At 48.6% G+C, this 23,832-nt stretch carries 18 protein-coding genes, 4 tRNA genes and 1 other RNA gene; 4 read left to right on the top strand and 19 right to left on the bottom strand.

Annotated features, from left to right (window positions below; genetic code table 11):
- Positions 1-58: 58 nt before the first annotated feature.
- The 3 genes from DW931_RS00370 to DW931_RS00360 all read right to left on the bottom strand — a co-directional run bounded on the left by DW931_RS00370 (position 59) and on the right by DW931_RS00360 (position 4,266).
- Positions 59-1,420, bottom strand: coding sequence for an ABC transporter permease (locus DW931_RS00370; protein ID WP_118482213.1), 1,362 nt, complete (start codon positions 1,418-1,420; stop codon positions 59-61).
- Between the two features lie 15 nt (positions 1,421-1,435).
- Positions 1,436-3,424 carry a CARDB domain-containing protein gene (locus tag DW931_RS00365; RefSeq protein WP_243015313.1) on the bottom strand — a complete coding sequence of 663 codons (1,989 nt, stop codon included), beginning with the start codon at positions 3,422-3,424 and terminating at the stop codon, positions 1,436-1,438.
- Positions 3,425-3,501: 77 nt separating this feature from the next.
- Complete coding sequence (locus DW931_RS00360; protein WP_118482212.1) at positions 3,502-4,266, bottom strand: ABC transporter ATP-binding protein; 765 nt, start codon at positions 4,264-4,266, stop codon at positions 3,502-3,504.
- A gap of 419 nt (positions 4,267-4,685) precedes the next feature.
- Here DW931_RS00360 and pyrB point away from each other — a divergent pair, with 419 nt between their 5' ends.
- Positions 4,686-5,609: an aspartate carbamoyltransferase gene (gene pyrB / locus DW931_RS00355; RefSeq protein ID WP_107001544.1), complete on the top strand. Its 924-nt coding sequence runs from the start codon at positions 4,686-4,688 to the stop codon at positions 5,607-5,609.
- Positions 5,603-6,028: an aspartate carbamoyltransferase regulatory subunit gene (locus DW931_RS00350; RefSeq protein ID WP_022359701.1), complete on the top strand. Its 426-nt coding sequence runs from the start codon at positions 5,603-5,605 to the stop codon at positions 6,026-6,028. The genes pyrB and DW931_RS00350 overlap by 7 nt, the downstream gene beginning before the upstream one ends.
- A 136-nt stretch (positions 6,029-6,164) precedes the next feature.
- Here DW931_RS00350 and DW931_RS00345 read toward each other — a convergent pair whose 3' ends face one another.
- The 14 genes from DW931_RS00345 to DW931_RS00280 all read right to left on the bottom strand — a co-directional run bounded on the left by DW931_RS00345 (position 6,165) and on the right by DW931_RS00280 (position 20,132).
- Positions 6,165-7,592 (bottom strand): alanine/glycine:cation symporter family protein, encoded by a 1,428-nt coding sequence (locus tag DW931_RS00345; protein ID WP_118482211.1) that lies wholly within the window; start codon positions 7,590-7,592, stop codon positions 6,165-6,167.
- A gap of 100 nt (positions 7,593-7,692) precedes the next feature.
- An RNA gene (gene rnpB / locus DW931_RS00340) (RNase P RNA component class A) lies at positions 7,693-8,040 on the bottom strand.
- Between the two features lie 44 nt (positions 8,041-8,084).
- Positions 8,085-9,737 (bottom strand): nucleoside kinase, encoded by a 1,653-nt coding sequence (locus DW931_RS00335; RefSeq protein ID WP_118482210.1) that lies wholly within the window; start codon positions 9,735-9,737, stop codon positions 8,085-8,087.
- A gap of 12 nt (positions 9,738-9,749) precedes the next feature.
- Positions 9,750-10,550: a Nif3-like dinuclear metal center hexameric protein gene (locus DW931_RS00330; RefSeq protein WP_118482209.1), complete on the bottom strand. Its 801-nt coding sequence runs from the start codon at positions 10,548-10,550 to the stop codon at positions 9,750-9,752.
- Positions 10,537-11,304, bottom strand: coding sequence for a class I SAM-dependent methyltransferase (locus DW931_RS00325; RefSeq protein ID WP_117795149.1), 768 nt, complete (start codon positions 11,302-11,304; stop codon positions 10,537-10,539). Before DW931_RS00325 ends, DW931_RS00330 begins: the two co-directional genes overlap by 14 nt.
- Positions 11,305-11,347: 43 nt before the next feature.
- The gene (gene rpoD / locus DW931_RS00320) at positions 11,348-12,463 is read right to left on the bottom strand and encodes an RNA polymerase sigma factor RpoD (RefSeq protein WP_118626829.1); all 1,116 of its coding nucleotides are present in this window, start codon (positions 12,461-12,463) and stop codon (positions 11,348-11,350) included.
- 101 nt (positions 12,464-12,564) lie between these two features.
- Positions 12,565-14,478, bottom strand: coding sequence for a DNA primase (gene dnaG, locus DW931_RS00315; RefSeq protein ID WP_118482208.1), 1,914 nt, complete (start codon positions 14,476-14,478; stop codon positions 12,565-12,567).
- Between the two features lie 10 nt (positions 14,479-14,488).
- Positions 14,489-15,496 (bottom strand): deoxyguanosinetriphosphate triphosphohydrolase, encoded by a 1,008-nt coding sequence (locus tag DW931_RS00310; protein ID WP_118482207.1) that lies wholly within the window; start codon positions 15,494-15,496, stop codon positions 14,489-14,491.
- A 324-nt stretch (positions 15,497-15,820) separates the two neighbouring features.
- Positions 15,821-17,503, bottom strand: a complete 1,683-nt coding sequence (locus DW931_RS00305) for a carbon starvation protein A (protein ID WP_022359691.1) — start codon at positions 17,501-17,503, stop codon at positions 15,821-15,823.
- Between the two features lie 262 nt (positions 17,504-17,765).
- On the bottom strand, positions 17,766-19,523 hold the full coding sequence (locus DW931_RS00300; protein ID WP_118482206.1) for a S8 family peptidase: 1,758 nt from the start codon (positions 19,521-19,523) through the stop codon (positions 17,766-17,768).
- 99 nt (positions 19,524-19,622) lie between these two features.
- Positions 19,623-19,706, bottom strand: a tRNA-Leu gene (locus DW931_RS00295).
- 4 nt (positions 19,707-19,710) lie between these two features.
- A tRNA-Leu gene (locus DW931_RS00290) sits at positions 19,711-19,794 on the bottom strand.
- 166 nt (positions 19,795-19,960) lie between these two features.
- A tRNA-Leu gene (locus DW931_RS00285) sits at positions 19,961-20,044 on the bottom strand.
- 4 nt (positions 20,045-20,048) lie between these two features.
- Positions 20,049-20,132: transfer RNA gene (locus DW931_RS00280), tRNA-Leu, on the bottom strand.
- Between the two features lie 487 nt (positions 20,133-20,619).
- Between DW931_RS00280 and ychF the strand changes: the two genes are divergently transcribed.
- Entirely contained in the window at positions 20,620-21,717 is a 1,098-nt protein-coding gene (gene ychF, locus DW931_RS00275; protein WP_117795141.1) for a redox-regulated ATPase YchF, read from the top strand.
- Between the two features lie 373 nt (positions 21,718-22,090).
- On the opposite strand, the gene DW931_RS00270 is transcribed toward ychF, so the two are convergent.
- Positions 22,091-22,702 (bottom strand): class I SAM-dependent methyltransferase, encoded by a 612-nt coding sequence (locus DW931_RS00270; protein WP_118482205.1) that lies wholly within the window; start codon positions 22,700-22,702, stop codon positions 22,091-22,093.
- Positions 22,703-22,758: 56 nt separating this feature from the next.
- Positions 22,759-22,980, bottom strand: coding sequence for a peptidase M50 (locus tag DW931_RS00265; RefSeq protein WP_107001555.1), 222 nt, complete (start codon positions 22,978-22,980; stop codon positions 22,759-22,761).
- A 293-nt stretch (positions 22,981-23,273) separates the two neighbouring features.
- On the opposite strand from DW931_RS00265, the gene DW931_RS00260 reads away from it, so the two are divergent.
- Positions 23,274-23,717 (top strand): hypothetical protein, encoded by a 444-nt coding sequence (locus DW931_RS00260; RefSeq protein WP_117795137.1) that lies wholly within the window; start codon positions 23,274-23,276, stop codon positions 23,715-23,717.
- Positions 23,718-23,832: the final 115 nt, after the last annotated feature.

The raw sequence follows: 23,832 nt of genomic DNA, 5'->3' as shown, positions 1-23,832 counted from the left end.
ATTATTAATATGTACTTTCAGAATCTTTTTTACACTTACTGTTGTATCTGATTTCCCCCTACTCATTCCGTATCGCCGCCAACGGACTCAGCTTCATTGCGCGCATCGCCGGGAAGAATCCGGCTACCATGCCGATGATGATGGCAAATCCTACCGATGGAACTGCCAGCCAGATCGGGATTACGGACAGTTTTCCATCCATTCCATATAAAAAAGTCGCTGCCAGAAACTGGTTAATCAGCACGGAAACCATAAAACTCAGCGCCAGTCCGATGAGTCCTCCCATGAAACCGATAAAACCTGCCTCAATCAGAAACATATTTCGGATGGTTGCAAGGGAACATCCCAGCACTTTCAGCACGCCAATCTCTTTCGTCCGCTCATAGATGGACATCATCATCGTGTTGGCAATGCCGATCGCAGCTACCAGCAGGGAAACGGCGCCGATGCCGCCGAGGGCTGCCTGGATCATGTTGGACTGCTGTTTGGACTGTTCCAGCCATTCCATCTGGCTGTTTGCCTCATAGCCCATGTTGCTGATGGCTTTCTGAACCTCTATTACATGATCCATATCGTCCACATTGACCGTCGCTTCCTCATATACAAAATAATTGTACGGTTTTCCTTTTTTATTGGTCGGCTGGCCCGGAATCGGCTTTTTCTTGAACACCTGTTTTAGCTGTGTCTTGAGCTTATCCAGATCAACGTAGACGCCGTAGCCATAATTACTCCACTCATCCGGTCCGCCTGCGACCAGACCGGCGGTTTTCAGCATATATTTCTTCGGAGCCGCCACCTTCTGGCTGCCGTCATCACCGCCGGAATTGCCTTTAGACTGATAGTAGGCATCCGTGTCAAAGATCGTGAACATCGGCTTATTGATAAAATCGATATCCGGCATCTCTCCGGTGTCCCAATAGCCTTTTCCCGTCTTAGCATTGCTGAAATTCTGCGCGACCATGTTTCCGACCACCATCTCCATATCCTTCGTTTCGGCAGTCGGCAGACTTCCTTCCCCCAGCTTGATATTCTTCATTGCTCCCAAGGGGATCCCATGCAGCTGCACATTTCCCTCGTAGACACCCTGACGCATAATCACATTCAGGTTCAGATCCGGATAAGCACTTGTCACATGCGGAATCTTCTCAAATGTCTTCATCGTCTCATCCGTCATAAAGCTGTCCTCTGGATTTTTCTTATCGCTGGAATTTCCATTGTCATAATTATACACCTGAATCGCGGTCAGGCTTCCATAGGAAGAATACTGTTTGATGGTAAATTCTTTCAGTCCTATTCCGATGGAAACCATGACAACGATCGATGCCGTACCAATCACGACTCCCAGAACCGTCAGAAAGGTACGGAGCTTTCTGCGAAACAGGTTGTTGACGCTCATCGTCAGCAGATCACTGAATCTCATTTTCACCGGTCCTTTCTATTTTTTCTTTCTTTTCAGATGATCGTTTTGTTCTTTTTCAACGTCCTTTGTTTCGTCTTCCGATACATCTGCTGTCGTCATTTCCGGCTCGCCCAGCTCATTGTCCAGTTCCTCTTCTAATTCGTCTTCAAGCGCCTTTTCTCCTGCTATTTTCTTTTTCCTCTTCCAGACAACTACACCGACACCTGCGCCCACCAGCGCAGCGATCACAAGCATCGGAGCGATCCGCCCAGCGCCGCCCGCTTGCGCCGCATCGGCATCTGCATCCATGCCGTTGTCCATTCCATCCATGCCGTCCATCCCGTCATCGGAAAACGCCTCACTCACGTTCAGAAGCATTTCTTTTTCGGTCTCTGAAACGACTCCATTTTCATCCTCATAGGAAATGATAATCTTCACTTTTCCATCATCGGTTGTCGGCGCAATCGCGGTCAGCATCGTATCGACATTGCCGGTTTCGCCCGGCTTGATATTTCCCACGTAAGCGTCAGATGGTTGGATAGAATCTGCCTCAAAACGCGCCATAACATTGTAAAGAATTACTTTTCCGGTGTTGTTGATGCCAAACATGACATTCGTCTCAGAACCAACCTCGATCGCATCCGGCATCACATCGATCGTGCTGGTGTTCAGCCGCGGCTCCTGTTTGACCGGGAGGGCAATCTTGACTTCTTCCTTGGCATTTTTAAATTCCGGGCTGTCGTACTGCTCCTGAATCGTCATGCGGTATGATTTCTGCTCCGCCGTCGGCGCCGCCTTGAACACCATCGAGAGATCCGCCGTCGCCCCCGGCGCCATGTTATTGACAACTACGGAGGTGGAACCGCTCTCGGATGTAAAGATCGGCGTATTTTCAACTTCTTCCGAAGCAAATGTAAACATAATATTGGAAGCTGCCACATCCGAAGACGCATTCTTCATCCGCACACGCAGTTCAAACGGCTGTCCGGCATAGATCTCTGCCGGGATCGTCTCGAAGCTGTCCACGATGATACGCGCCTTGGTTCGATCCTGCTCGCCCGCATCCGCCGACAGCTCATCGTCATCTTTTCCCTTGACGCGCACGTAAAACACCTTGTCCACCGGCTCCGAAAACTCGCCGCCCTCTTCTTCGCGGTATGTAACCAGATAGTGAATCGGGAAAAAGCCCGATTTTACGTCCTCACGCACCATCATGCTGTACGGAACCGTCACCATCTGCCCTGATTCCATATCCCCCATTTTACGGTTATAGTTGCCCTCATTGATATCAAACGGGAATTTCGTAATATCTGCGTCAAGCTGCATATCCACGCGGACATCGTAAACCTTTTTAAGTCCCGTATTGGTCAGGTTCACGCCAAAATCCATGACCTGATTGTACCCCGCATACGGCGTCTGCTGGTTATCGCCGATGGAAAAATCGTAGTCCAGCTTCGTGTTGTCGTCTTCCTCGGTGGAGGAACCATCGTAGGCGGATACCCAGATGTTGACACCAACCGCGGTCTTATCCTTTCCCTTTTGTCCAATAAAAAAGAATGCCTGATAATAGCCGGCCGGTAAATCTCTGCGTAGTTTATAACTTAAACTAACAGTTTTTGAAGTACCTGCTTTTACATTTATAGCTTTTGGCTTAAATGAATTTGAATCCGTTTCAAACGGAAATGATTTTGAATACCATCTGATCGCATCGCTATCATCACTCTCATCCGCATCATCGGATTCTCCAAAATTTTCTGTCATTAAATCATCAAATTCTTCCGCATTTGCCAGCCAAATTTCCTTTAATTCCTGATCCCTTTTCTCATGTATATTATGAACCGTCATCTTAATCGAAATTTTATTTCCGGCCTTTCCGTGCGGCACCTTGCTGACGGTAATTAAATCATCGTTATATTTTGTCATATCCAGCATTTCCGCCTGCGCCGTCCGGCTTCCTCCCACCGCCAGCACCACAAAAAGCAGCAAAAACACCGCCCATCTCTTCCACTTTCTCATACCTCTCATTTTTCATACCTCCATATCCTCTCACATTAAATGCTGCTTTTATCAATTTCTCATTCTATCGTCAGCATTCCTGTGTTTTAGCCTTCTATTTTCCCATCTTCCTTACCCATTTGCCGATTCTCCTCTATCTTCACAATCTTACCATCGATAATATGGAAGATCCGGTCCGCATACGCCGCCAGATGGTTATCATGCGTGACCATAACCAGCGTCTGGTTCTGTTCCCGGACGATCCGCTGCATCAGTTTCAGCACATCCATCGTCGTGTGCGAATCCAGATTTCCAGTCGGCTCGTCTGCAAAAATGATCTCTGGATGTACCACCAGCGCCCGTGCGATGCCGACACGCTGCTGCTGCCCGCCGGACATCTGGTTCGGCATATGATCGCCGACTTTTTCCAGTCCGACCATTTTCAGATATTTTTCCGCCATCTCCCGGCGCTTGCCGCGCGGCACACCGCGGAAGGACAGCGGAAGCGCTACATTTTCAACCGCATTCATCGTACCGAGCAGGTTATATGACTGGAAGATAAATCCGACCCGCTCCCGGCGGAATGCCACCAGCTGGTTCTCGTTTAATTTTTCTATGTGCTGTCCGGCTATGACAATCTCACCCTTCGTCGGCTTCTCCAGCCCCGCCAGCATATTCAATAAGGTAGATTTACCCGAACCGGAGGTACCTACAATCGCACAGAATTCGCCACGGTACATCGTAAAATCAACGCCGTTCAGCGCGTATACCTTCGTCTCGCCGACGCGGTAGACTTTATATAGATTTTTTACCTGTATGACAGGTTCCCGTTTCCGGAGTTCATTCTTCCCCGGCACTTTCCGCTCTTCCATCAACCTTCTCCATTTTCTAACTTATTTCATGCTCCTGAATATTCCATCGAAATCCATTCCTGACAGCCTGGATTTATACAAGTTTCAACCATTGCAATTCCAGTTCTTCTTTCTACATTATACCGGATTTGTTTCAATTCTCCTACCTTATTTTTCTTAATGTTCCTTACGCTTTTCTTACCAGATTTTTCTCCCTGTCTGACCGTTCCTTACGCTAATCCATTTTGCCCTGGAAAGTCATTTTTATTTCCTATTTCATCGCAGGTAATCTTCCAGCCGTCATCACATTGTCCATATTTTCTATCCCCCCTATTCATATTTTTTATATCACAGATCATTAAAAGCTATAGCAATCCATCTGGAAATGTTTTATAATAGTTGGGAAAAATATGCCAATACGAATAGAGAAGGAGAATCAAATGAGACATTTGCTGAATCCACTGGATTTTTCCGTTGAGGAGATCGACCAGCTTCTGGATCTCGCTTCCGATATCGAAGCCAATCCAGCCAAATATGCACACGTCTGCGACGGAAAGAAAATCGCGACTCTGTTTTATGAGCCAAGCACCCGTACACGCTTAAGTTTTGAGGCTGCTATGCTGAACTTAGGTGGACGGGTTCTTGGCTTTGCTTCTGCCGATTCAAGCTCTGCTTCCAAGGGCGAGAGTGTGGCAGATACCATCCGCGTTATCTCCTGCTTCGCAGATATCTGCGCGATGCGCCACCCGAAGGAAGGTGCGCCGATGGTTGCTTCCCTGCACTCTTCCATCCCGGTTATCAATGCCGGCGACGGCGGTCACCAGCATCCGACGCAGACCTTGACCGATCTGATGACGATCCGTTCTTTAAAAGGACGCCTGAACAATTTAACAGTCGGTCTGTGCGGCGATTTGAAATTCGGACGCACGGTTCACTCCTTAATCAATGCGCTGTCCCGCTACACAGGCATCCGTTTCGTCCTCATTTCCCCGCCGGAACTGCGCGTCCCGGATTATATCATTGAGGATACACTGAATGCAAAGGGAATCGAGTACAAAGAGGTCGAAAACCTGGATGAGGCGATGCCGGAGCTTGATATTCTCTACATGACACGTGTCCAGAGAGAGCGTTTCTTCAACGAGGAAGATTACATCCGTATGAAGGACTGCTACATTCTCGACAAAAAGAAGATGGAGCTTGCCCGTGATGATATGTTTGTGCTCCATCCGCTTCCGCGTGTCAATGAGATTTCCGTTGAGGTGGACAACGACCCGCGTGCCGCTTACTTCAAACAGGTTCAGTACGGCGTATACGTCCGTATGGCTCTGATCATGACTTTACTGGAGGTGGAAAAACCATGTTAAATATCAGCGGATTAAAAGAAGGTTTTGTTCTGGACCACATTCAGGCAGGACGCAGTATGGATATTTACTTTAAACTGGGGCTGGACAAGCTGGACTGCCAGGTGGCTATCATCAAAAATGCGCGCAGCAGCAAGATGGGACGCAAGGACATCATCAAGATCGACGGCAGCCTTGATCTGGTAAATGTTGATGTGCTCGGCTACATCGATCACCGTATCACGATCAACATCATCAAGGATGGAAAAATCGTAGAGAAAAAAGATGTCAAGATGCCGAAAAAAATCACAAATGTCATCCACTGCAAGAACCCGCGCTGCATTACCTCGATCGAGCAGGAGCTTCCGCATATCTTCTATCTCGCGGATGAGGAAAAAGAGGTATACCGCTGCCAGTACTGTGATGAGAAGTATTCGCTGTAAATTCTCCTGAATATATCAAATGAATATCAAAAAAGCCATGAACGACTTTTCTGTAGATTTACAGATCATAAGCGATTTCATGGCTTTTTATTATTTTCCAGATTATAGATTCCAAAAGTGCCTACCCTTGAACATCTTAATTCCAGAACTCTGTCTTACCTTCCAGCCCGATACTCTCAGCCTTGAAGCACGGATTCTTGCCTTCCTTTTTCTGCACCAGGTAATCATCCAGACATTTGAGCGCTGTATTTCCCAGAATCACGATAACCGGCAGGTTGATGATCGCCATGATACCCATGAGGACATCCGCGAGATCCCATACCAGACCGAACTGGAGCTGTGCGCCTATGAAGACAACTACCACCGCAAACAGGCGGAACACGTTCATTTCTTTGTTTTTCAGTGTACGACCTGCGATGTAGTTGAGACATCCCTCACAGTAGAACAAGTTGCCGAGCAGTGTCGTAAATGCAAACAAAAGAAGTGCAAATGTAATGAAATACGGTCCAATCACGCCGAATACCGTTCCCAAAGATTCCTGTACGAACGGAGCGCCTTTCAGTTCTTCGGACGGAACGATACCGGTGCAGAGGCACATCATCGCGGTTGCCGTACAGATGAGGATTGTATCGATAAAGACGGAAAGCATCTGTACCAGTCCCTGCTTAACCGGATGGCTGACATCGGCTGCTGCCGCCGCGTTCGGTGCAGAACCGACACCCGCCTCGTTGGAATACAGACCTCTCTTAATTCCCTGCATCATGGCAGAACCTGCAAATCCGCCGAAGATCGCCTTGAAATCAAAGGCATTGGAGAAGATATTGACAAATACCTCCGGGAGTCTTCCGATGTTTAAGATCATGACCGCAATCGCCATCAGGATGTAGAAAACGCCCATAAACGGAACCAGCACGCCGGTAATGCGGACAATCTGTTTTCCGCCGCCTATGATACAGATGCCGACCAGAATCGCCAGAATGGCGCCGCCGATCATCGGAACCAGGCTCCTGTCCCCCATCATAAATTGATGGTAAAAGCCGTAATTCGACATGCTGTCAATCAGGTTAAAGGACGCCAGCATATTAAAACCGCCAGCATAAGTAGCAATCAGGGCAATCGCGAAGACAACGCCCAGCGCACGGCTCTTCAGCGCCGCCTCGATATAATAAGACGGACCTCCGTAGCTTCCGCCGGATGCGTCGCGCTTCTTATAAATCTGTGCCAGCGTGCTCTCAACAAAAGCCGATGCGCCGCCCACAATCGCGATCAGCCACATCCAGAACACCGCGCCGTAACCGCCGATCGCGATCGCATTGGCTACACCTACGATATTGCCTGTGCCGACGCGGCTCGCCGTCGATACCATCAGCGCCTGAAATGCGGATACGGAGTTGCTGTCTGTCTTTTCTCCGACTACCCGGATTGATTCCGGAAGCAGACGGAGCTGTACGAAACGGCTTCGGAGTGTGAAATACAGTCCGACCGCCAGCAGCATGATAATCAGCAGATAGCTGTACATAACATTGCTGATCACACCAACGAGTGATGCAAATCCTTCTAACATAAAATTTCCCCCTTTTCTTTTGTATGCAATATAGAAAAAAGAGCCGCTGCCAAATAAAGATGCTCTTTGGTATCTGCATTCGGCAACAGCCCTCTTAAATGATTTGAGCAAAACGGTAAGCCGGGTTATGTCGTTGAATGGTCATCTATCTAGTCCTGCTGTCGCCAGCAGGCTCAAGCGACCTACCCGAGAGCAGACGGGCCGCCTTGCGCTCTCTGTTCGGTCTTGCTTCGGATGGGGTTTACATGTGCCCCGGCTGTTACCAGCCGGGCGGTAGTCTCTTACACTGCCCTTCCACCCTTACCCGGTAAACCGGGCGGTACATTTCTGTTGCACTGTCCTTGGAGTCGCCTCCACCAGACGTTATCTGGCATCCTGCCCTGTGAAGCCCGGACTTTCCTCACCTGCAGCCTTTCGGTTCTGCAGCCGCGACCATCTGTCTTACTCAAAACATCCTAACTCTACCATATTTTCAGGCATTTGTCCAGTCAATCATACTTTAAAACAGCTTCCGCCGATAAATTCGCGCACAATCGAATTGTGCGGCACCTGTTCGCTGCTGACACCCAGAAAATAATCGAGAAATTTGAGCAGCCGCTTCGCCTCGTTGTACTCCGCCGAATCACGCGGAACACTATATAAGATCGGCTCCGCATACTGTTTGAGCACCGAAAGCTCATATAAAAACGCAGAGTTGAACATCGCATCCGCCTCTTCCTGATACGGGAAAATATTCCGCTCCTCGCCCCGGCGTACGGAATCCCACATCCGGATCGTGTCCTGTGCCGACGCACCGCGCGTTCTCGCATCGCGGACCATCCGCCGGATCAGACGTCCGTCCGTCGTCGGAACTCGGTTGTGATCGTCGATATTTAACTGGGTCAGCGCACTGATATAGATCTTAAATTTCTTATCACGCGGCAGTGAATACGACAAATCATCATTCAGGCAGTGGATTCCCTCGATGACCAGAATATCCTCCGCCCCAAGCTGCAAAAAATCGCCCTTATATTCGCGCTCGCCCTTGACAAAGTTGTAAACCGGCAGTTCCACGCGTTTTCCCGCCAGAAGTTCTTCCATATCTTCATTAAACTGTTTCACATCGATGCAGTTTAATGCCTCATAATCGTAATTTCCATTTTCATCCCGCGGGCTGTCCACACGGTTGACAAAATAATTGTCCACCGCGATCGGATGCGGTTTCATTCCCAGCGCGCCGAGCTGAATCGACAAACGGTGTGAAAAGGTCGTTTTTCCCGAAGAGGACGGTCCTGCAATCATGATCAGTTTGCGTCCGCTCTCATAAATCTGCTCCGCAATATCTCCGATCTTCTTTTCCTGCAGCGCCTCCTGCATCAGGATCAGGTCGTTCATGCGCCCCCGCGCGATCGTATCGTTGAGTGTTCCCACGTCAAACACACCGAGCTTGTGACCGAGCTTTTCCGCCTCCTGCTGGACTTCAAACAGTTTTTTCTGCGGATGGAACGGCTGAATCGCCTTCGGCTGCTTCTTGTTCGGCAGACGCAGAATAAATCCTTCCTCGTACATCTGTAAATCAAAATATTTGAGATACCGGGTGCTCATGACCATATATCCGTAGAAATAGTCGTCATAATCGCCAAGCCGGTAAACATTGACCCGCGACGCCCGCCGGTAATTGAACAAACGCGCCTTGTCATACATGCCCTGCTCCTGGAAATGATCCATCGCCTCATCCGTATTTTCACTCCGTTTCTGCAGCGGCAGATCCTGCTCAGACAGGCGCTTCATCTCCTCTTTCACACGGTCTAACAGCTCCTGGCCGAGTGTTACCCCGCCTTCCACCTCCACATACAGACCATTTTCAACAGAAAAGCAGACCGTGATATTTTTCACATTTTCCCTGCCTGCCACATCCTGAAAGGCTTTCATCATCAGAAAGACGGCACTTCTCTGATATGCCAGATAGCCAGCCGTATCTGCCGCTGTGATAAATTCCATCTGGCAGTCCTTCTGCAGTGTTTTATGCAGCTCCCGCAGCCGTCCATTTACCGAGACCAGAAGAATATCATTCTCGTAATTCTTCTGATATTCCTCCGCAATCTCCGCGTAGGCGGTTCCCTGCGGATATGTTTTTATCTCACTCCCAATCCGTACCTCCGGCATGTAATCCCCTCCCTAAACAATCTGGATTGGAAACGCCGGTTTCTCCCGCACAACCTTCACGGCATCACCCAGCTTCCTCATCAGATATTTCTCCATAAATTCTGTAAAAATGTGTTCAATTCCATAATGTCCGGCGTCAATGACCGCCATGCCCTGTGCAACCGCGTCGATTCCTTCATGGTGGCTGATATCTCCTGTGATATAAACCTGCGCCCCGGCTGCCAGTACCTCTCCCATCGTGCTTCCTCCCGCGCCCGGGCAGACCGCCGCTTTCTGAATCACTGCCTCACCGTCCAGCTCACCGAAGACCGCCGCATACGGCAGACCAAATGCCTCCTTGACCTGCTCGGCAGCTGCCCGCAGCGTCATCGGCTGTTCGAAGCGTCCAGTGCATCCGATTCCGTAGGAAGTGCCGTCTCCGGTCTCTCCCATTTTCTCTAAAACTTCACAATCCGTCAGTCCCAGCTTCTTTGCCGCCAGATCTGCCATGCAGCCCGGCGCTGCATCGAAATTCGTGTGCATCGCATAGTAGGAAATATCATCCTGAATCATCCGCAGGACTCTTCTGCCGATGAAATTCTGATCGGACACCTGCTTGATTCCTTTGAAAATAAGCGGATGGTGCGTCAAAATCATATCCGCCCCCGCCTGCTCTGCCTGCTCAATCACAGAATCGGTGGCGTCCACCGCCAGAAAGATCGTCTTCACTTCCTTCCCGCTGCGCCCCGCTAAAAGCCCCGGATTGTCCCAGTCACATGCCATGCTGCGCGGCGAAAGTGTTTCCAGGATCTTGATAATCTCACTGCATTTCATGTCTCGTCTCCTCTATCAGCGCCAGATAGGCGGTCAGTTCGTTGATGCGCGCTGCTCGGCGGCTGATCGCCGTCTCTCCCGCTTCACTGGCTTCTAAAGTTTCCTTCTTGTTCTGGGCATCATTTTCTGTCAGCCCTGCCAGCACCTGCCGCGTCATCTTCTCTTCTTTCTCCAGATACGCAAGCAACACCGGATCTTTCTTCCGGATCAAATCGGCTCCAAAACGGTAATCCTGCTCTCTCCCCGGCCGCATCGTGCCTCGCGCCGCTTCTATCACTATGTAATATTTTCCCTCGTCCGTCAGCATCGCTTCCCGGAGAATCGAAAATCCCTGTTCTTCCAGAAAATGACGCACTTCGTCCTGCTCCGACTGCGGCGACAGAATCAGGCGTTCTTTTCCCTCGCTCCAATTCTCCCACACATGGCGTCCCTGTTCCAGAATCCGGCAGGTCAGTTTTCCGCCCATTCCGGCGATCACAACTGTGTCTGCCTCGCCTGCCTTCAATTTTGCCAGTCCGTCTGACAGGCGCAGTTCAATTTTCCCGGAAAGCCCCACCTCTTCCACGTGTTCTTCCGCCCGCTCCAGCGGACCTTTCCGCACATCCATCGCCAATGCCGACGGGCACACGCCCTTCTGCACCAGCCAGATCGGCACATAACCGTGATCGGTGCCGATATCTGCTACCCGGCTGCCCGGCTGTACAAAAGAAGCGATCCGTTCCAGACGCTTCGAGAGTTTTACTTCTGTCCGCATGATTTATTCTCCTGTGTTCTACTTTTTATTTCTTCTTTCCAGATCATTCATCCAGATAATCCTTCAATTTTTTGCTCCGGCTCGGATGGCGCAGCTTCCGCAGCGCTTTCGCCTCGATCTGGCGGATCCGCTCGCGGGTGACATTGAACTGCCGTCCTACCTCTTCGAGCGTGCGCGGTCTGCCGTCGTCCAGGCCAAAACGCAGACGCAGCACCTTCTGCTCCCGCTCGGTCAGCGTATCGAGCACTTCCATGAGCTGTTCATGCAGCAATGTATAGGTTGCCGCATCGACCGGAACCTGCACATGATCGTCCTGAATGAAATCGCCCAGATGACTGTCTTCCTCCTCGCCGATCGGTGTCTCCAAGGAAACCGGATCCTGTGAAATCTTCATGATCTCCCGCACACGCTCAACCGGCATCTCCATCTTTTCCGCGATCTCCTCCGGGGTAGGTTCCCGTCCAAGTTCCTGTAAAAGCTGTCTGGAAGTCCGGATCAGACGGTTGATCGTCTCCACCATGTGAACCGGAATCCGGATTGTCCGCGCCTGATCCGCGATCGCGCGCGTGATCGCTTGACGGATCCACCAGGTTGCATAGGTGCTGAACTTGAATCCTTTTGAATAATCATATTTTTCAACCGCCTTGATAAGCCCCAGATTTCCTTCCTGAATCAGGTCAAGGAACTGCATGCCTCTGCCGACATAGCGCTTCGCAATGCTGACAACCAGGCGCAGATTCGCCTCCGCCAGACGTTTTCTGGCATTTTCATCTCCCAGCTCCATCCGCTTCGCCAGCTCAATCTCCTCTTCCGGAGAAAGCAGCGGCACTTTTCCGATCTCTTTCAGATACATCCGGACTGGATCATCGAGGCTGACGCCATCCGGGATGCTGAGATCCAGGTTGTCCACGTCGATCGGCTCCTCCTCCTCGCCGTCTTCAAAAAGTTCTGGCTCCATGTCCTCATCGTCATCCATCCGGAGAACGTCTACATGATGATTTTCCAGAAAATCATAGATCTGATCGAGCTGTTCCGGACTCAGTATCTCACCATGGAAATAATTCAATATTTCTTTATTGTCCAGTACATTTTTCTTTGTTTTTGCCAATTCCAGAAGCTGTGTGAGTTTTTCTTCAAATGTATCTTTTTTTTCTTCCATAGTTCGTCCTTCCTTCCATCCTCAGAACCTGCCCGACCATTTCCAATTTTGTTACTGAACACGCATACGTGTCCAGTAACCCAATTTTTCCCAATCCGCAATCACTCCAACGTGATTACGAGCGAAGACAATCCCGCCTGTTCCCGTATGAGCCGCTGCAGCTCATTCAAATCCGACGCCCGCCGGATCTGATCGTCGAGGCTGTTCTTCTTGATCCGGCGCACCGTCTCCGCAAATGCCTTTTTCTGCTCCTCATTGTTTAAGGATTCTTCCAGACTTGCATTGAAAAGCGCCGCGACTTCTTTATAATTGCCCTCGTCGTCGATAAAGCGGTTCAAAATCGCCGCCGGATTGACATTTCCAGCTTCCAGACCCTCAAATACAGCTTTTGCCGCTTCTTTATAAAGCGGTTTTACAAAATCCTCCGGTCCGATGATGTCCTTGATCCGGGCATACAGCGATGGTTCTTCAATCAGCCATGTAAGAAGCAGGCGTTCTGAACGGCGGATGCCCTCGTCCTTCTCCTTCTTCCTGCCCACCGGTCTCACCGCCGGTCCCGCATTTCCCGGAAACTCTGCATTTCCAGCACCGCGGTTTTCCGCCACTGCCCCGGCACTGCCGACGCTTCCGCCTACCTCCCTGTTTTGTACCGCACCAGTCGTATTTCCGGTTCTATATGAATCACCATAGCGACCCGCATATCCGCCTGCTGCCGTCTCCCCGACGCCATACCGGCTTCCGAGCTGGTTGACCAGCCGCCGCAGATCTTCATAATTGATAAAGTATTCCCGCGAAACCGCCTGTATATAATTATCCCGCTCCAGCGCCTCGCCAAATTCAAGCAGCTTGCGCGCCGTCTGATTGTAAAATGCCGTCTTCTGCTCCGGATCTTCCATATCAAAGCCGGCTTTCAGCACATCGATCTCATAGAGAAAGCTGTTTCTAGCCGTCTCGATCCGCTTTTCAAACTCCTCTGCTCCCAGGTTTTTCATAAATTCATCTGGATCCTTATACGGACGCATATTCAATACCTTGGTTGAAATTCCTGCCCGCTTGAGGATCGGAATCGCCCGCAGCGCCGCTTTGATGCCCGCGCCATCGCTGTCGTAGGTCAGAATGACCTGATCCGTATACCGCTTCAAAAGCGCCGCATGCTGCTCGGTCAGCGCCGTTCCCAGCGATGCGACCGCGTTCGTATAACCCGCCTGGTGCATGGAAATCACATCCATGTAGCCCTCGCAGAGCATCATATATTTCTTTCTCGAAGTACGCGCGTAATTAAGTCCGTATAGATTCCGGCTTTTGTCAAACAGCATCGTCTCCGGTGAGTTTAAGTATTTCGGTTCCCCGTCCCCGAGGACACGTCCGCCAAACCCGATCACCCGGCTGTTGACATCCATGATCGGAAACATGACACGGTTCCAGAACTTGTCCCTGGCGCCGCGCTCCTCGATCGTCACCAGCCCCGTATCCTTTAAAAGCTCGTCCTCATAGCCCTTGCTTTTCAGATACCGGTACAGATCGTCTCTGATTTTATTGGAAAATCCCAGTCCGAACCGCCGGATCGTCTCATCCGTCAGCTTCCGCTTTACCAGATAATCATATCCTATCTTTCCCTGCGGCTGCTTGAGCTGGTAATAAAAATAATTGGCTGCCAGCTTATTGATCTCCAGAAGCGCCGCCTTGCGGTCCGCCTTCGCCTTTGCCTCTTTAGAATATTCCATCTTCGGCAGTTTCACGCCTGAACGGTCCGCCAGCATCTCAACCGCCTCGCGGAATGAATAATTTTCATATTCCATCACAAACGTAATCACATTGCCGCTGACACCGCAGCCAAAGCAGTGGTACATCTGCTTGGACGGCGACACCGAAAAGGATGGCGATTTCTCATGATGAAACGGGCAGAGTCCAAACAGGTTGCTTCCCTTCTTCTGCAGCTTCACGTATCCGGAAATCACATCCACAATGTCGCTACGCATTCTGACTTCCTCGATTACCTCTTCCGGATAATACATTTCTTCCTCCTTATACGCTCCAGGCTTTCGGAATAAACAATTCCTTAAACCGGTCAATCGCGTAAATATCTGTCATACCCGCGATATAATCGCATACCGCGCGCTCTTTCGTCTCATTTCTTACCTCCATAATCCGGTGGGATTCTTCCGGAAGTTCCTCCGGATGCGCCATATAATATCCATACAGCATCTCGATCATCTGCTGTGCGCGCCCTTCCTCCGCTTTCGCAATCCCGTCATGGTAGACATGGTCAAACATCCAGCGGCGCAACCCGTGCATCGCCTCCTCGCGTTCCGGTGACATCGCCACCTCCGGCTTGTCCTGGCTGTGCTCGATGATGTCGTGGATCATGATATTCAGCCGCTCATGCACACTGTTTCCCAGAATGTCCGTGTACTCCCGCGGCAAATCCTCTTCCTTCATGATCTTTCCCCGGATTGCATCATCTATATCATGGTTTATGTAGGCAATTTTATCTGAAAGCCGCACAACATTCCCTTCCAGCGTCGCCGGATGACCGCTCGTCCGGTGGTTCAGGATCCCGTTGCGAACCTCCCAGGTCAGGTTCAGCCCCTGCCCCTTCTGCTCCAGCACCTCCACAATGCGGACACTCTGCTGATAATGCGCGAACCCCTCGCTGCAGAGCCGGTTGAGCACCGCCTCCCCCGAATGACCAAACGGCGTATGTCCCAGATCGTGCCCCAGCGCGATCGCCTCCGCCAGAGACTCATTCAGCCGCAGCGCTTTCGCGATCGTGCGCGCTATCTGCGATACTTCCAGCGTGTGCGTCAGGCGCGTCCGGTAATGGTCGCCCTCCGGCGCCAGAAAAACCTGCGTTTTCTGTTTCAGACGCCGGAACGATTTGCTGTGCAGAATACGGTCGCGATCGCGCTGATACTCTGGCCGGATGTCGCAGAGCGGTTCTTTCCGCTCCCGTCCCCGTGTATTCGCACTCAGCGACGCATACGGACTCAGGGTTTCCTGTTCCCATTTTTCGATCGTTTCTCTGATATTCATCCAGATCCCACCTTTATTCAGAATAATTTACGGAATAAATTCGAAAGTTCGCCCATTATCTTATAATAATATCATATTTTTGTAATTTGGGACAGAGGTTTTCCATGAATTTTTGATCTTTTTCTATTTTCTTTTTTTATTTTATGTGGAAAGAAGGGGAATTATGACTACTTATTTCCATCTATTGAACAAAGGGGCTTAGAATGAAAAAGAGAAGACATCTGTTCTTTTGAATACAGACATCCTCTCTTTACTATCATACATACAAAACGTAACGGCTGTCCCTGATGGACCTCATCTACATTTTATTTTCACTTATTATTTTTACTTATCCGCTTTTTCAAGCAGTTTCTTGATACCCTGAATTGCTACTAATACACCCAGGATTAACAGCAGCACTGCAAATACAAGCTGCAGTGTATTTCCCAGATCCAGACCGGTCGTCATAAATGCGTTTGTGAGCTTTATGATGGTCATGCTCAGTGCAGTAAAGGTAACTGCCATCATGAACAGCATCGGCACCCAGAGCATCCAGCCCTGACGCTTGGTTTTCTTTAAGAATACTGCACAAGCTACAAGAGCAAGTACCGATAACAGCTGGTTTGCAGAACCGAATAACGGCCAGATCTCTGCATAGCCGACCTTGGTAAGCAGGTACGCGAGTACCAGTGTGATGATGGTTGCAAAATATTTATTGGTTACTACTTTTACAAACGGGCTCATATTTTCCTCGTCTGTGTCCGAATCCATGAAAAATTCCTGGAACGACAGACGTCCTACCCGGGCAACCGAATCCAGGGAAGTCAGTGCAAATGCAGATACCGCCAAGTTGATTAATGTAAATACAAGCGAATGCGGCAGACCAACTACGGAAAGAAAATTTGCGATCGCGCCTGCAAAAATCTGCGGCTGGGTGGTAAGTCCCTGTGCTGCTGCCTCGCCATCTGCAAAGGAAGCAACTGCAATCAGTGCGATAATAGCAAGCATACTCTCCATCAGCATTGCGCCAAACGAAACTGGAAGCATGTTCTTTTCATTTTTGATCTGTTTAGATGCAGTACCGGAAGATACCAGAGAATGGAAACCGGAAACTGCGCCACAGGCAATCGTTACAAATAAAATCGGGAACATATACTGTCCATTTACATTAAAACTTGTAAACGGTTTCAAATTACATGCCGGATTGGCCACAAATACACCGATAACTGCACCGACGATCATAAAGATCAGCAGATAGCTGTTCAGATAATCACGCGGCTGAAGCAGCGCCCATACCGGAGCGACACTGGCAATCAGAATGTACACAAAGATAATAATATGCCAGGTTCCAAGATCGACATAGACCGGGAAATTCAGTCCCAGCGCGATCGCTGCCACCAGTAATAAGATAGCGACGGCTGTGTTGATCCATTTGTTGAATTTGGTATATTTGAGGAAATATCCAAGTGCAACTGCCTCGATGATAAATAACATAGAAGTAGTTGCAACGGCTCCATTTGCCGCTATCTTTGTGACAGCACCTGCCTCATCAACCGTAAATCCCTTAAATGTTCCCGCTACAACGTCTGCAAACGCTGCGACAACCAGAATACAGAACAGCCAGCAGAATAAAAGGAATAATTTCTTTCCTAATTTTCCAATGTACTCTTCGATGATGTATCCGATTGTACGTCCCTTATTTTTGACAGACGCATACATGGATGCAAAATCCTGAACGGCGCCGAAAAATACGCCGCCGATTAAAATCCAAAGCAGGACCGGAAGCCAGCCAAAAATTGCTGCCTGGATCGGACCGTTGATCGGACCCGCACCGGCGATCGATGCGAACTGATGTCCAAACACGACGTTTGTATCAGCCGGTACATAATCAACACCGTCCTCCATCTCATATGCCGGAGTTTTGGCGTTTGGATCGATGCCCCACTTATTCTGGAGATAACGCCCGTACAGGAGGTATGCTCCTCCCAGAACAACGATGGCGATTATCATCATCATTACTCCACTCATAGTTAAACCTCTTTCCTTTGTTTATTTATAAAAAAACGCCTCTGCTATCCAGTCGGATAACAAAGGCGAATTTTCTATCCCAACAGCTTTCCCGATCCATCCAGTGACTCTCTGTATTTCCGTTCTTTTATGTCTTTCCATGCTCATTGCATTTTATATCATGTAAATTATACTCTTTTGAGCGGAAAATTCAATTAACACTTTAAATATAATTTACAATTTCATTTATTGTTTTTTGTGCACCTTGCACTTCCTATTGTTTTTACAACGGGAAACTTCGCTCCAGACACAATGCCCCATACCCCAACCGCTCATTCGGATATACCGTCTCCCCCGGCAGACTCCGCGCCCCGCGGATGAGATATGCTTTCAGCTTCTCCCCATACAGATAGGGATCGTTCCCATTTACAATCCCCCATTGCATCATCAGAGCCGCCGATCCGGTCACAAATGGAGCGGCAAAGGAAGTTCCTGTCACTGCCTCATATCCGCCGCCTGCGCGGGCGGTTATGATATTTACACCAGGTGCCGCCAGCTCTGGTTTGATCGGATGCCCCAATCTTGCAAATCCACGACCGGAAAAATCTGCATACGCCTGCGTGGCGTCATCGTACGCCCCCACCGAGATCGCCCGGCTGGCGGTCGATGGGATTGTCAGCGTCGTGTCCGGCGATGCCGCCAAAAAACGTGTTTCCCTGTTCAGTGCCATGCCCGCTGGCAGCCACAGATCATACTGACCATCCCGTATTTCTTCTGGAATCAGACGGATTTTCCAGAGCCCGTCCTGAATGTAGCTTCCTTTTGGAATCAAATCCAGATAAATCTCCTGCGCCTGACTGTATGGACTCGGCATCCCATAATATAGAAGAATCTCTTCCGTCTCATAGGAAAGGCGCTGTGCTCCCAATGATTCCCGGATCACCCCGGTGCTGCTGCCGCCCGGGCTGAAAATTTCCACTGAAAACCGGTCCTGATACAATTTCCATAGCTGCACACCGAAGCCCGTCTGATATTCCCCCACTGCAAGCTCTATCTCCACCGGACGTCCCATCTGCAGAAATCCCGCCCGGTGTCCCATGCCGTATCCTTCATTTCCGGTTCCCACGATGATGGAAGTCCGCCCCCGCTCTGCCATCGAATTTAGATACGTCTCCAGCAGGCTGGTTCCGTCATGCGAACCGTAAGTATTTCCAAAGCTCAGATTCACCGCCACCGGCATCCGCCATTCCTGTGCGATTCCCACCACATAGTCCAACGCCCGCATCAGCTCTGTTGTCCTGGGAAATGAATCCGCAAGCGGCGTTCCAAGCTTCACGACCAGAAGTTCACTCTCCCAGGCTACTCCCCGGTAGTGTCCGCCGCCCTCCCAGCCATTTCCGGCTGCAATCGCCGCAACTGCCGTCCCGTGCCCGCTCACATCCCGCGACTGAACGATCTCGTAAGCGCTTTCCCGGCTGCCCGCCTCCAATGCCCGGTTGAGCTCCTCCCGCGTATAAATCCGGTTCTGCTCCTGATCCCAAAGTGCGGCGATGCGCGTCGTTCCATCTGCGTTTCGAAAGTCCGGATGGAAATAATCGATTCCGGAGTCGATGATGGCAGTCAATGTGCCTCGACCACTTAAATCAGCATCTCTGCCATACACGTTTTGAGAGACTTGATTTCCGCTCTGCACCGGCGCAATACAGGTATCCCGAATCGCCCGGTTCACCTCAAAATAAAGACGCTTCGGCTTTTCTATATACTCAACCTGTGATAATCCTGCCAGATCATCCACCTGCGATTCAGGGAGCCGCACAATCGCGTAGCCGCCGGAAAGTGGATAAATTTCCGCCTGCGGAAGCTGTTCCTGCAACTTTTCCACAGTTCCATTATATTGAATGATTAGTTCCCAGCGTTTCGTATTCTGGTCGTATCCCATCTGAAGTGCCGGGGACTTTTCCCGTTCCGCTTCTGTCGCATCCAAAGATAAGTTTAAAAGGTTTTCTTTTTTCTGGCTCTTGCCATTCACTAATTCACTCATTTTACAGTTTATGCTTATATGGCAAATCCCAGCATCATATTCTATCTATTTTTTTAACAAAACAAAACCCGGTACATCTCTGTACCGGGCTATCGATCATGCAGAAGAAGGGACTTGAACCCTCATGATGTTGCCATCACACGGACCTGAACCGTGCGCGTCTGCCAATTCCGCCACTTCTGCTTACTGCGGGAGATGGGACTTGAACCCACACGAGCATACACCCACAAGATCCTTAGTCTTGCCTGTCTGCCAATTCCAGCACTCCCGCTTACTGTTTTTCAATTTTCTCTATTCGATGATTTTCTCACCGACAAAGAGTAGTATAGCACAATTTCATTTAAATTGCAAGCCTGTTTTCCGCAAATTTATATCTGAATTTATTGAATCAGAGTATAGCAAAAACCCGGCACATCTCTGTACCGGGCTATCAGTCATGCAGAAGAAGGGACTTGAACCCTCATGATGTTGCCATCACACGGACCTGAACCGTGCGCGTCTGCCAATTCCGCCACTTCTGCTTACTGCGGGAGATGGGACTTGAACCCACACGAGCATACACCCACAAGATCCTTAGTCTTGCCTGTCTGCCAATTCCAGCACTCCCGCTTACTGCTTTCTATTTTTGCCTGTCGAGTGAGTCACTCACTGACGAAGCTTAGTATAGCACAGGCGCTCCGCGAATGCAAGCATTTTTTTGTTTTTTTTATTTTTTTTTATTTGTTCTAATTATTCCTATATTTTTATAGTTTCTTTCTACTGCAAAATCATGTATTTCAGCCCTATCCTACCACTCCGCAGCTCCCTTAAAAAATCCTTTCTTACTTCTTAAACAGGAAAATAGACAACCATTACACATTTCTGGTTACTGTTCACGCATACGTGTCCAGTAACCATTTCTGCATTCCTATAGCCACAAAATGTCTCCTTTGAGATTGAAAAAGCGCTGTCTTTCTGCTATAATACATAGTTGCATTGATTTCTTTCATTAAAATTAAGAAACATTACAAAAAGGGCGTAAAAAGGCGCAATAAGAAACCGAAAGAAAGGCGGAAATCCTGATAAGCAAAGGATTTTCGGATAGGTAAATCATAAAATGAAATTAGGTATCGTAGGTCTGCCAAACGTAGGCAAAAGTACACTGTTTAATTCTCTGACCAAGGCTGGCGCTGAGTCTGCCAATTACCCGTTCTGTACCATCGATCCGAACGTCGGTGTCGTACCGGTTCCAGATCCGCGTCTGGGTCAGTTAGCAGCTCTTTATAATTCTGCCAAAATCACTCCGGCTGTAATTGAGTTCGTTGATATCGCTGGTCTGGTAAAGGGCGCTTCCAAGGGCGAAGGTCTTGGTAACCAGTTCCTTGCCAATATCCGTGAGGTAGACGCGATCGTACACGTTGTCCGTTGCTTTGAGGATCCAAATGTTATCCATGTAGACGGCAGCGTCAATCCGCTCCGCGATATCGAAACCATCAACCTGGAGCTTATCTTCTCCGATATGGAGGTTCTGGAACGCCGTATCGCCAAGACGACCAAGAGTGCCATGGGAAATAAGGCTCTGGCCAAAGAACTGGAAACTTTAAAGAAACTGTATGCTCACCTAGAAGATGGCAAACTGGCAAAAAGCTTTGAGCCGGAGGATGAGGATGAACTCGCGTTCATCAATACGCTGGATCTCTTAACCTGGAAACCGGTTATCTTCGCTGCCAACGTATCCGAGGATGATCTGGCAGATGACGGTGCTTCCAATGAATATGTAAAACAGGTTCGCGAATTTGCAGCTGAGAACGACAGCGAGGTATTTGTTATCTGCGCCCAGATTGAGCAGGAGATCGCTGAGTTAGATGAAGATGAGAAGAAAATGTTCCTCGAAGATCTCGGTCTGACTGAATCCGGTCTTGAAAAACTGATTGCAGCCAGCTACCGCATTCTTGGCCTTATCAGCTACCTGACTGCCGGTGAAACTGAGACCCGTGCATGGACCATCAAAGTCGGCACCAAAGCACCGCAAGCAGCTGGAAAAATCCACTCCGATTTTGAGCGTGGCTTCATCAAAGCTGAGGTAGTCAACTATCAGGATCTCTTAGACTGCGGTTCCTATAATGCAGCCAGAGAAAAAGGGTTGGTACGCATGGAGGGCAAGGACTACGTGGTAAAGGACGGCGATGTCGTACTCTTCCGCTTCAATGTTTAATATCGTGTCATAAAATCTCAGAAGCTGCCATCCGTTGATCAGATTCCCTTTTCGTAGATTTGGGGTAACTGTTTGGGTCTGCGCATTTACTGCGCTGACCGTACGAAAACATGGGGGATCCTATCAAAGCATATCAACGGATGGCAGCTCTTTTTATTTCTCCCTTTTTACAAAAGTGTGTCTGATGCATACTAACTCATAATTATACGAAACACCACTCTTTTATTCATTTTCTATTCATTTCTGGCTAATGGGTATTCATTTTTACTCTAAGTTGTCGTGCAATTTATTAGATTTGAATTTTTGAAAGAGCCAGCACCTTGAATGGGCTGACTCTTTCAATGTCACCTGTAATTGACAAACTGGAATTTGGCTATTTCGTTGCAACAATACTTATCCAATGATTTTTTGCATTTGAATACGTTTTGATCTCTGTAAAACCCGCTTCTTTCAAAGCGGCAACAAGTTGTTTAGATGTGTAAATCTTCATACCATTGATCATCTTTGTCCATTTTTCATCTGCGGCATTCGTTCCGTCACTCTCGTTACAAATCAGGAATATGCCTTCGCTTTTTAGCACACGGTTGATCTCGGAAAAGCATTTTACTAATCCTGGCCAAAAGTAAACTGTTTCGAAGGCAGAAACATAATCAAAAGTCGCGCCAGAAAAGGGTATAGCAGATACATCTCCTTGAACTACATTACATTTCCCTTGTTTAATGGCGAGGGCGTTCAATTTTTGAGATTCTGCCACACTAACCTCAGAATAATCCATTCCTGTCACGTGGCCATTTCCACATCTATCAAGCCAGACCGCAATATTTGCTCCGCCGCCACAGCCGACGTCCAGAACTTCAGCATCAGACTTCGCGGAGATATTTGAGAATCCCCATTGCGATAATTTGGCGTGACCGCTGTTCATCATCTTCGTCATCAATTTTCCGCCGAAGCCTTGTGGCTTACGGGTATTTTCAAAAAATTTCATTACAGAATTCCTCCTCCACAAATACCGGTTTTCTTAATTCGACAAACCGGTATTGCTCAATCGTTTTTCTCCGTTAGGAGAATATACAATCCATAAATAAAAAGAACAAGGAATAAAACCGTAGGAATCAATAATCCATTTTCTAAAATACTTACAATCATTCTTCCAGGTGGCGTTACCCATTCAGTTGCTGGATTTTGCATTGCCACTATTATCATTCCCACAATACCAACAACACCACTTAATGTTAAAAAACCACCTTTTATATTTCTACTCATAATCATTACCTCCTCGTTAAATACCGATTAGTATAACAGTAGTCTAACACATGTTGTTTAAAAATACTACAGCCAAGCTAATGTCTGTAATTTGCCCTAAAATTTCATTTTATGGAATTTGGACTACTTGATTTTCTAATCGCATACGCAATTTGTGAAATGTATCATTATACTGTTGATACATCAGACACACAAATGTAAATAGGGACTTTTATTTTTATAACAAATCATATTCTTTCATTTTCCCTCAAACCGTCTCATACACTGTACTAAACGAATTCCGGAGCTTTCTTATGAGTTCAAAAACAAAAATTGTCGTACTCCGCATGAAAGAGATTATTTATACTGCTATCTTTATCGGGCTGGGGCTTCTTCTCATCGCGCTTCTCCTCATCATGTTCCGTCCTGGAAGGAAGACACAGAGTGCTTCTGCCCCTGCTGCGGCTGGTATCCACTATCTGCCAGGCATGTACAGTTCTACCCTGACACTTGGCAGCCAGGCAGTCAATGTCGAAGTCACGGTTGATTCCACCCAAATCACCTCTGTTACCTGCCGTCCTTTAAGTGATTCCATCGAAACTATGTACCCGCTGCTCTCCCCTTCCGCTTCGCATCTCTCGGAGCAGATCGTGAGCACGCAGTCGCTTGAAAATCTCTCCTTTGAAAGCGGCAGCCAGTATACCTCACAGGCATTATTAAATGTGATACATACCGCATTAGCAAAAGCAATCCTTTAAATTTCGTATAGCATAACATCAAAAATTTCAAAGAACACCTTCATCGGATGCTTTAGAAAAGCACCTTATCTTTTAACCAAAAAAATCCGGCTGAACCATCTTTTCAAACGGTTCA

The sequence above is a fragment of the Clostridium sp. AM43-3BH genome (assembly GCF_003479985.1).
Taxonomy (GTDB): domain Bacteria; phylum Bacillota; class Clostridia; order Lachnospirales; family Lachnospiraceae; genus Otoolea; species Otoolea fessa.
This window is presented reverse-complemented; position numbering and strand designations above follow the sequence as displayed.

Coding starts and splice junctions, on each gene's coding strand:
- DW931_RS00370 (WP_118482213.1), bottom strand. CDS start 1,420: ATGAGATTCAGTGATCTGCTGACGATGAGCGTCAACAACCTGTTTCGC.
- DW931_RS00365 (WP_243015313.1), bottom strand. CDS start 3,424: ATGAGAGGTATGAGAAAGTGGAAGAGATGGGCGGTGTTTTTGCTGCTT.
- DW931_RS00360 (WP_118482212.1), bottom strand. CDS start 4,266: ATGGAAGAGCGGAAAGTGCCGGGGAAGAATGAACTCCGGAAACGGGAA.
- pyrB (WP_107001544.1), top strand. CDS start 4,686: ATGAGACATTTGCTGAATCCACTGGATTTTTCCGTTGAGGAGATCGAC.
- DW931_RS00350 (WP_022359701.1), top strand. CDS start 5,603: ATGTTAAATATCAGCGGATTAAAAGAAGGTTTTGTTCTGGACCACATT.
- DW931_RS00345 (WP_118482211.1), bottom strand. CDS start 7,592: ATGTTAGAAGGATTTGCATCACTCGTTGGTGTGATCAGCAATGTTATG.
- DW931_RS00335 (WP_118482210.1), bottom strand. CDS start 9,737: ATGCCGGAGGTACGGATTGGGAGTGAGATAAAAACATATCCGCAGGGA.
- DW931_RS00330 (WP_118482209.1), bottom strand. CDS start 10,550: ATGAAATGCAGTGAGATTATCAAGATCCTGGAAACACTTTCGCCGCGC.
- DW931_RS00325 (WP_117795149.1), bottom strand. CDS start 11,304: ATGCGGACAGAAGTAAAACTCTCGAAGCGTCTGGAACGGATCGCTTCT.
- rpoD (WP_118626829.1), bottom strand. CDS start 12,463: ATGGAAGAAAAAAAAGATACATTTGAAGAAAAACTCACACAGCTTCTG.
- dnaG (WP_118482208.1), bottom strand. CDS start 14,478: ATGTATTATCCGGAAGAGGTAATCGAGGAAGTCAGAATGCGTAGCGAC.
- DW931_RS00310 (WP_118482207.1), bottom strand. CDS start 15,496: ATGAATATCAGAGAAACGATCGAAAAATGGGAACAGGAAACCCTGAGT.
- DW931_RS00305 (WP_022359691.1), bottom strand. CDS start 17,503: ATGAGTGGAGTAATGATGATGATAATCGCCATCGTTGTTCTGGGAGGA.
- DW931_RS00300 (WP_118482206.1), bottom strand. CDS start 19,523: ATGAGTGAATTAGTGAATGGCAAGAGCCAGAAAAAAGAAAACCTTTTA.
- ychF (WP_117795141.1), top strand. CDS start 20,620: ATGAAATTAGGTATCGTAGGTCTGCCAAACGTAGGCAAAAGTACACTG.
- DW931_RS00270 (WP_118482205.1), bottom strand. CDS start 22,702: ATGAAATTTTTTGAAAATACCCGTAAGCCACAAGGCTTCGGCGGAAAA.
- DW931_RS00265 (WP_107001555.1), bottom strand. CDS start 22,980: ATGAGTAGAAATATAAAAGGTGGTTTTTTAACATTAAGTGGTGTTGTT.
- DW931_RS00260 (WP_117795137.1), top strand. CDS start 23,274: ATGAGTTCAAAAACAAAAATTGTCGTACTCCGCATGAAAGAGATTATT.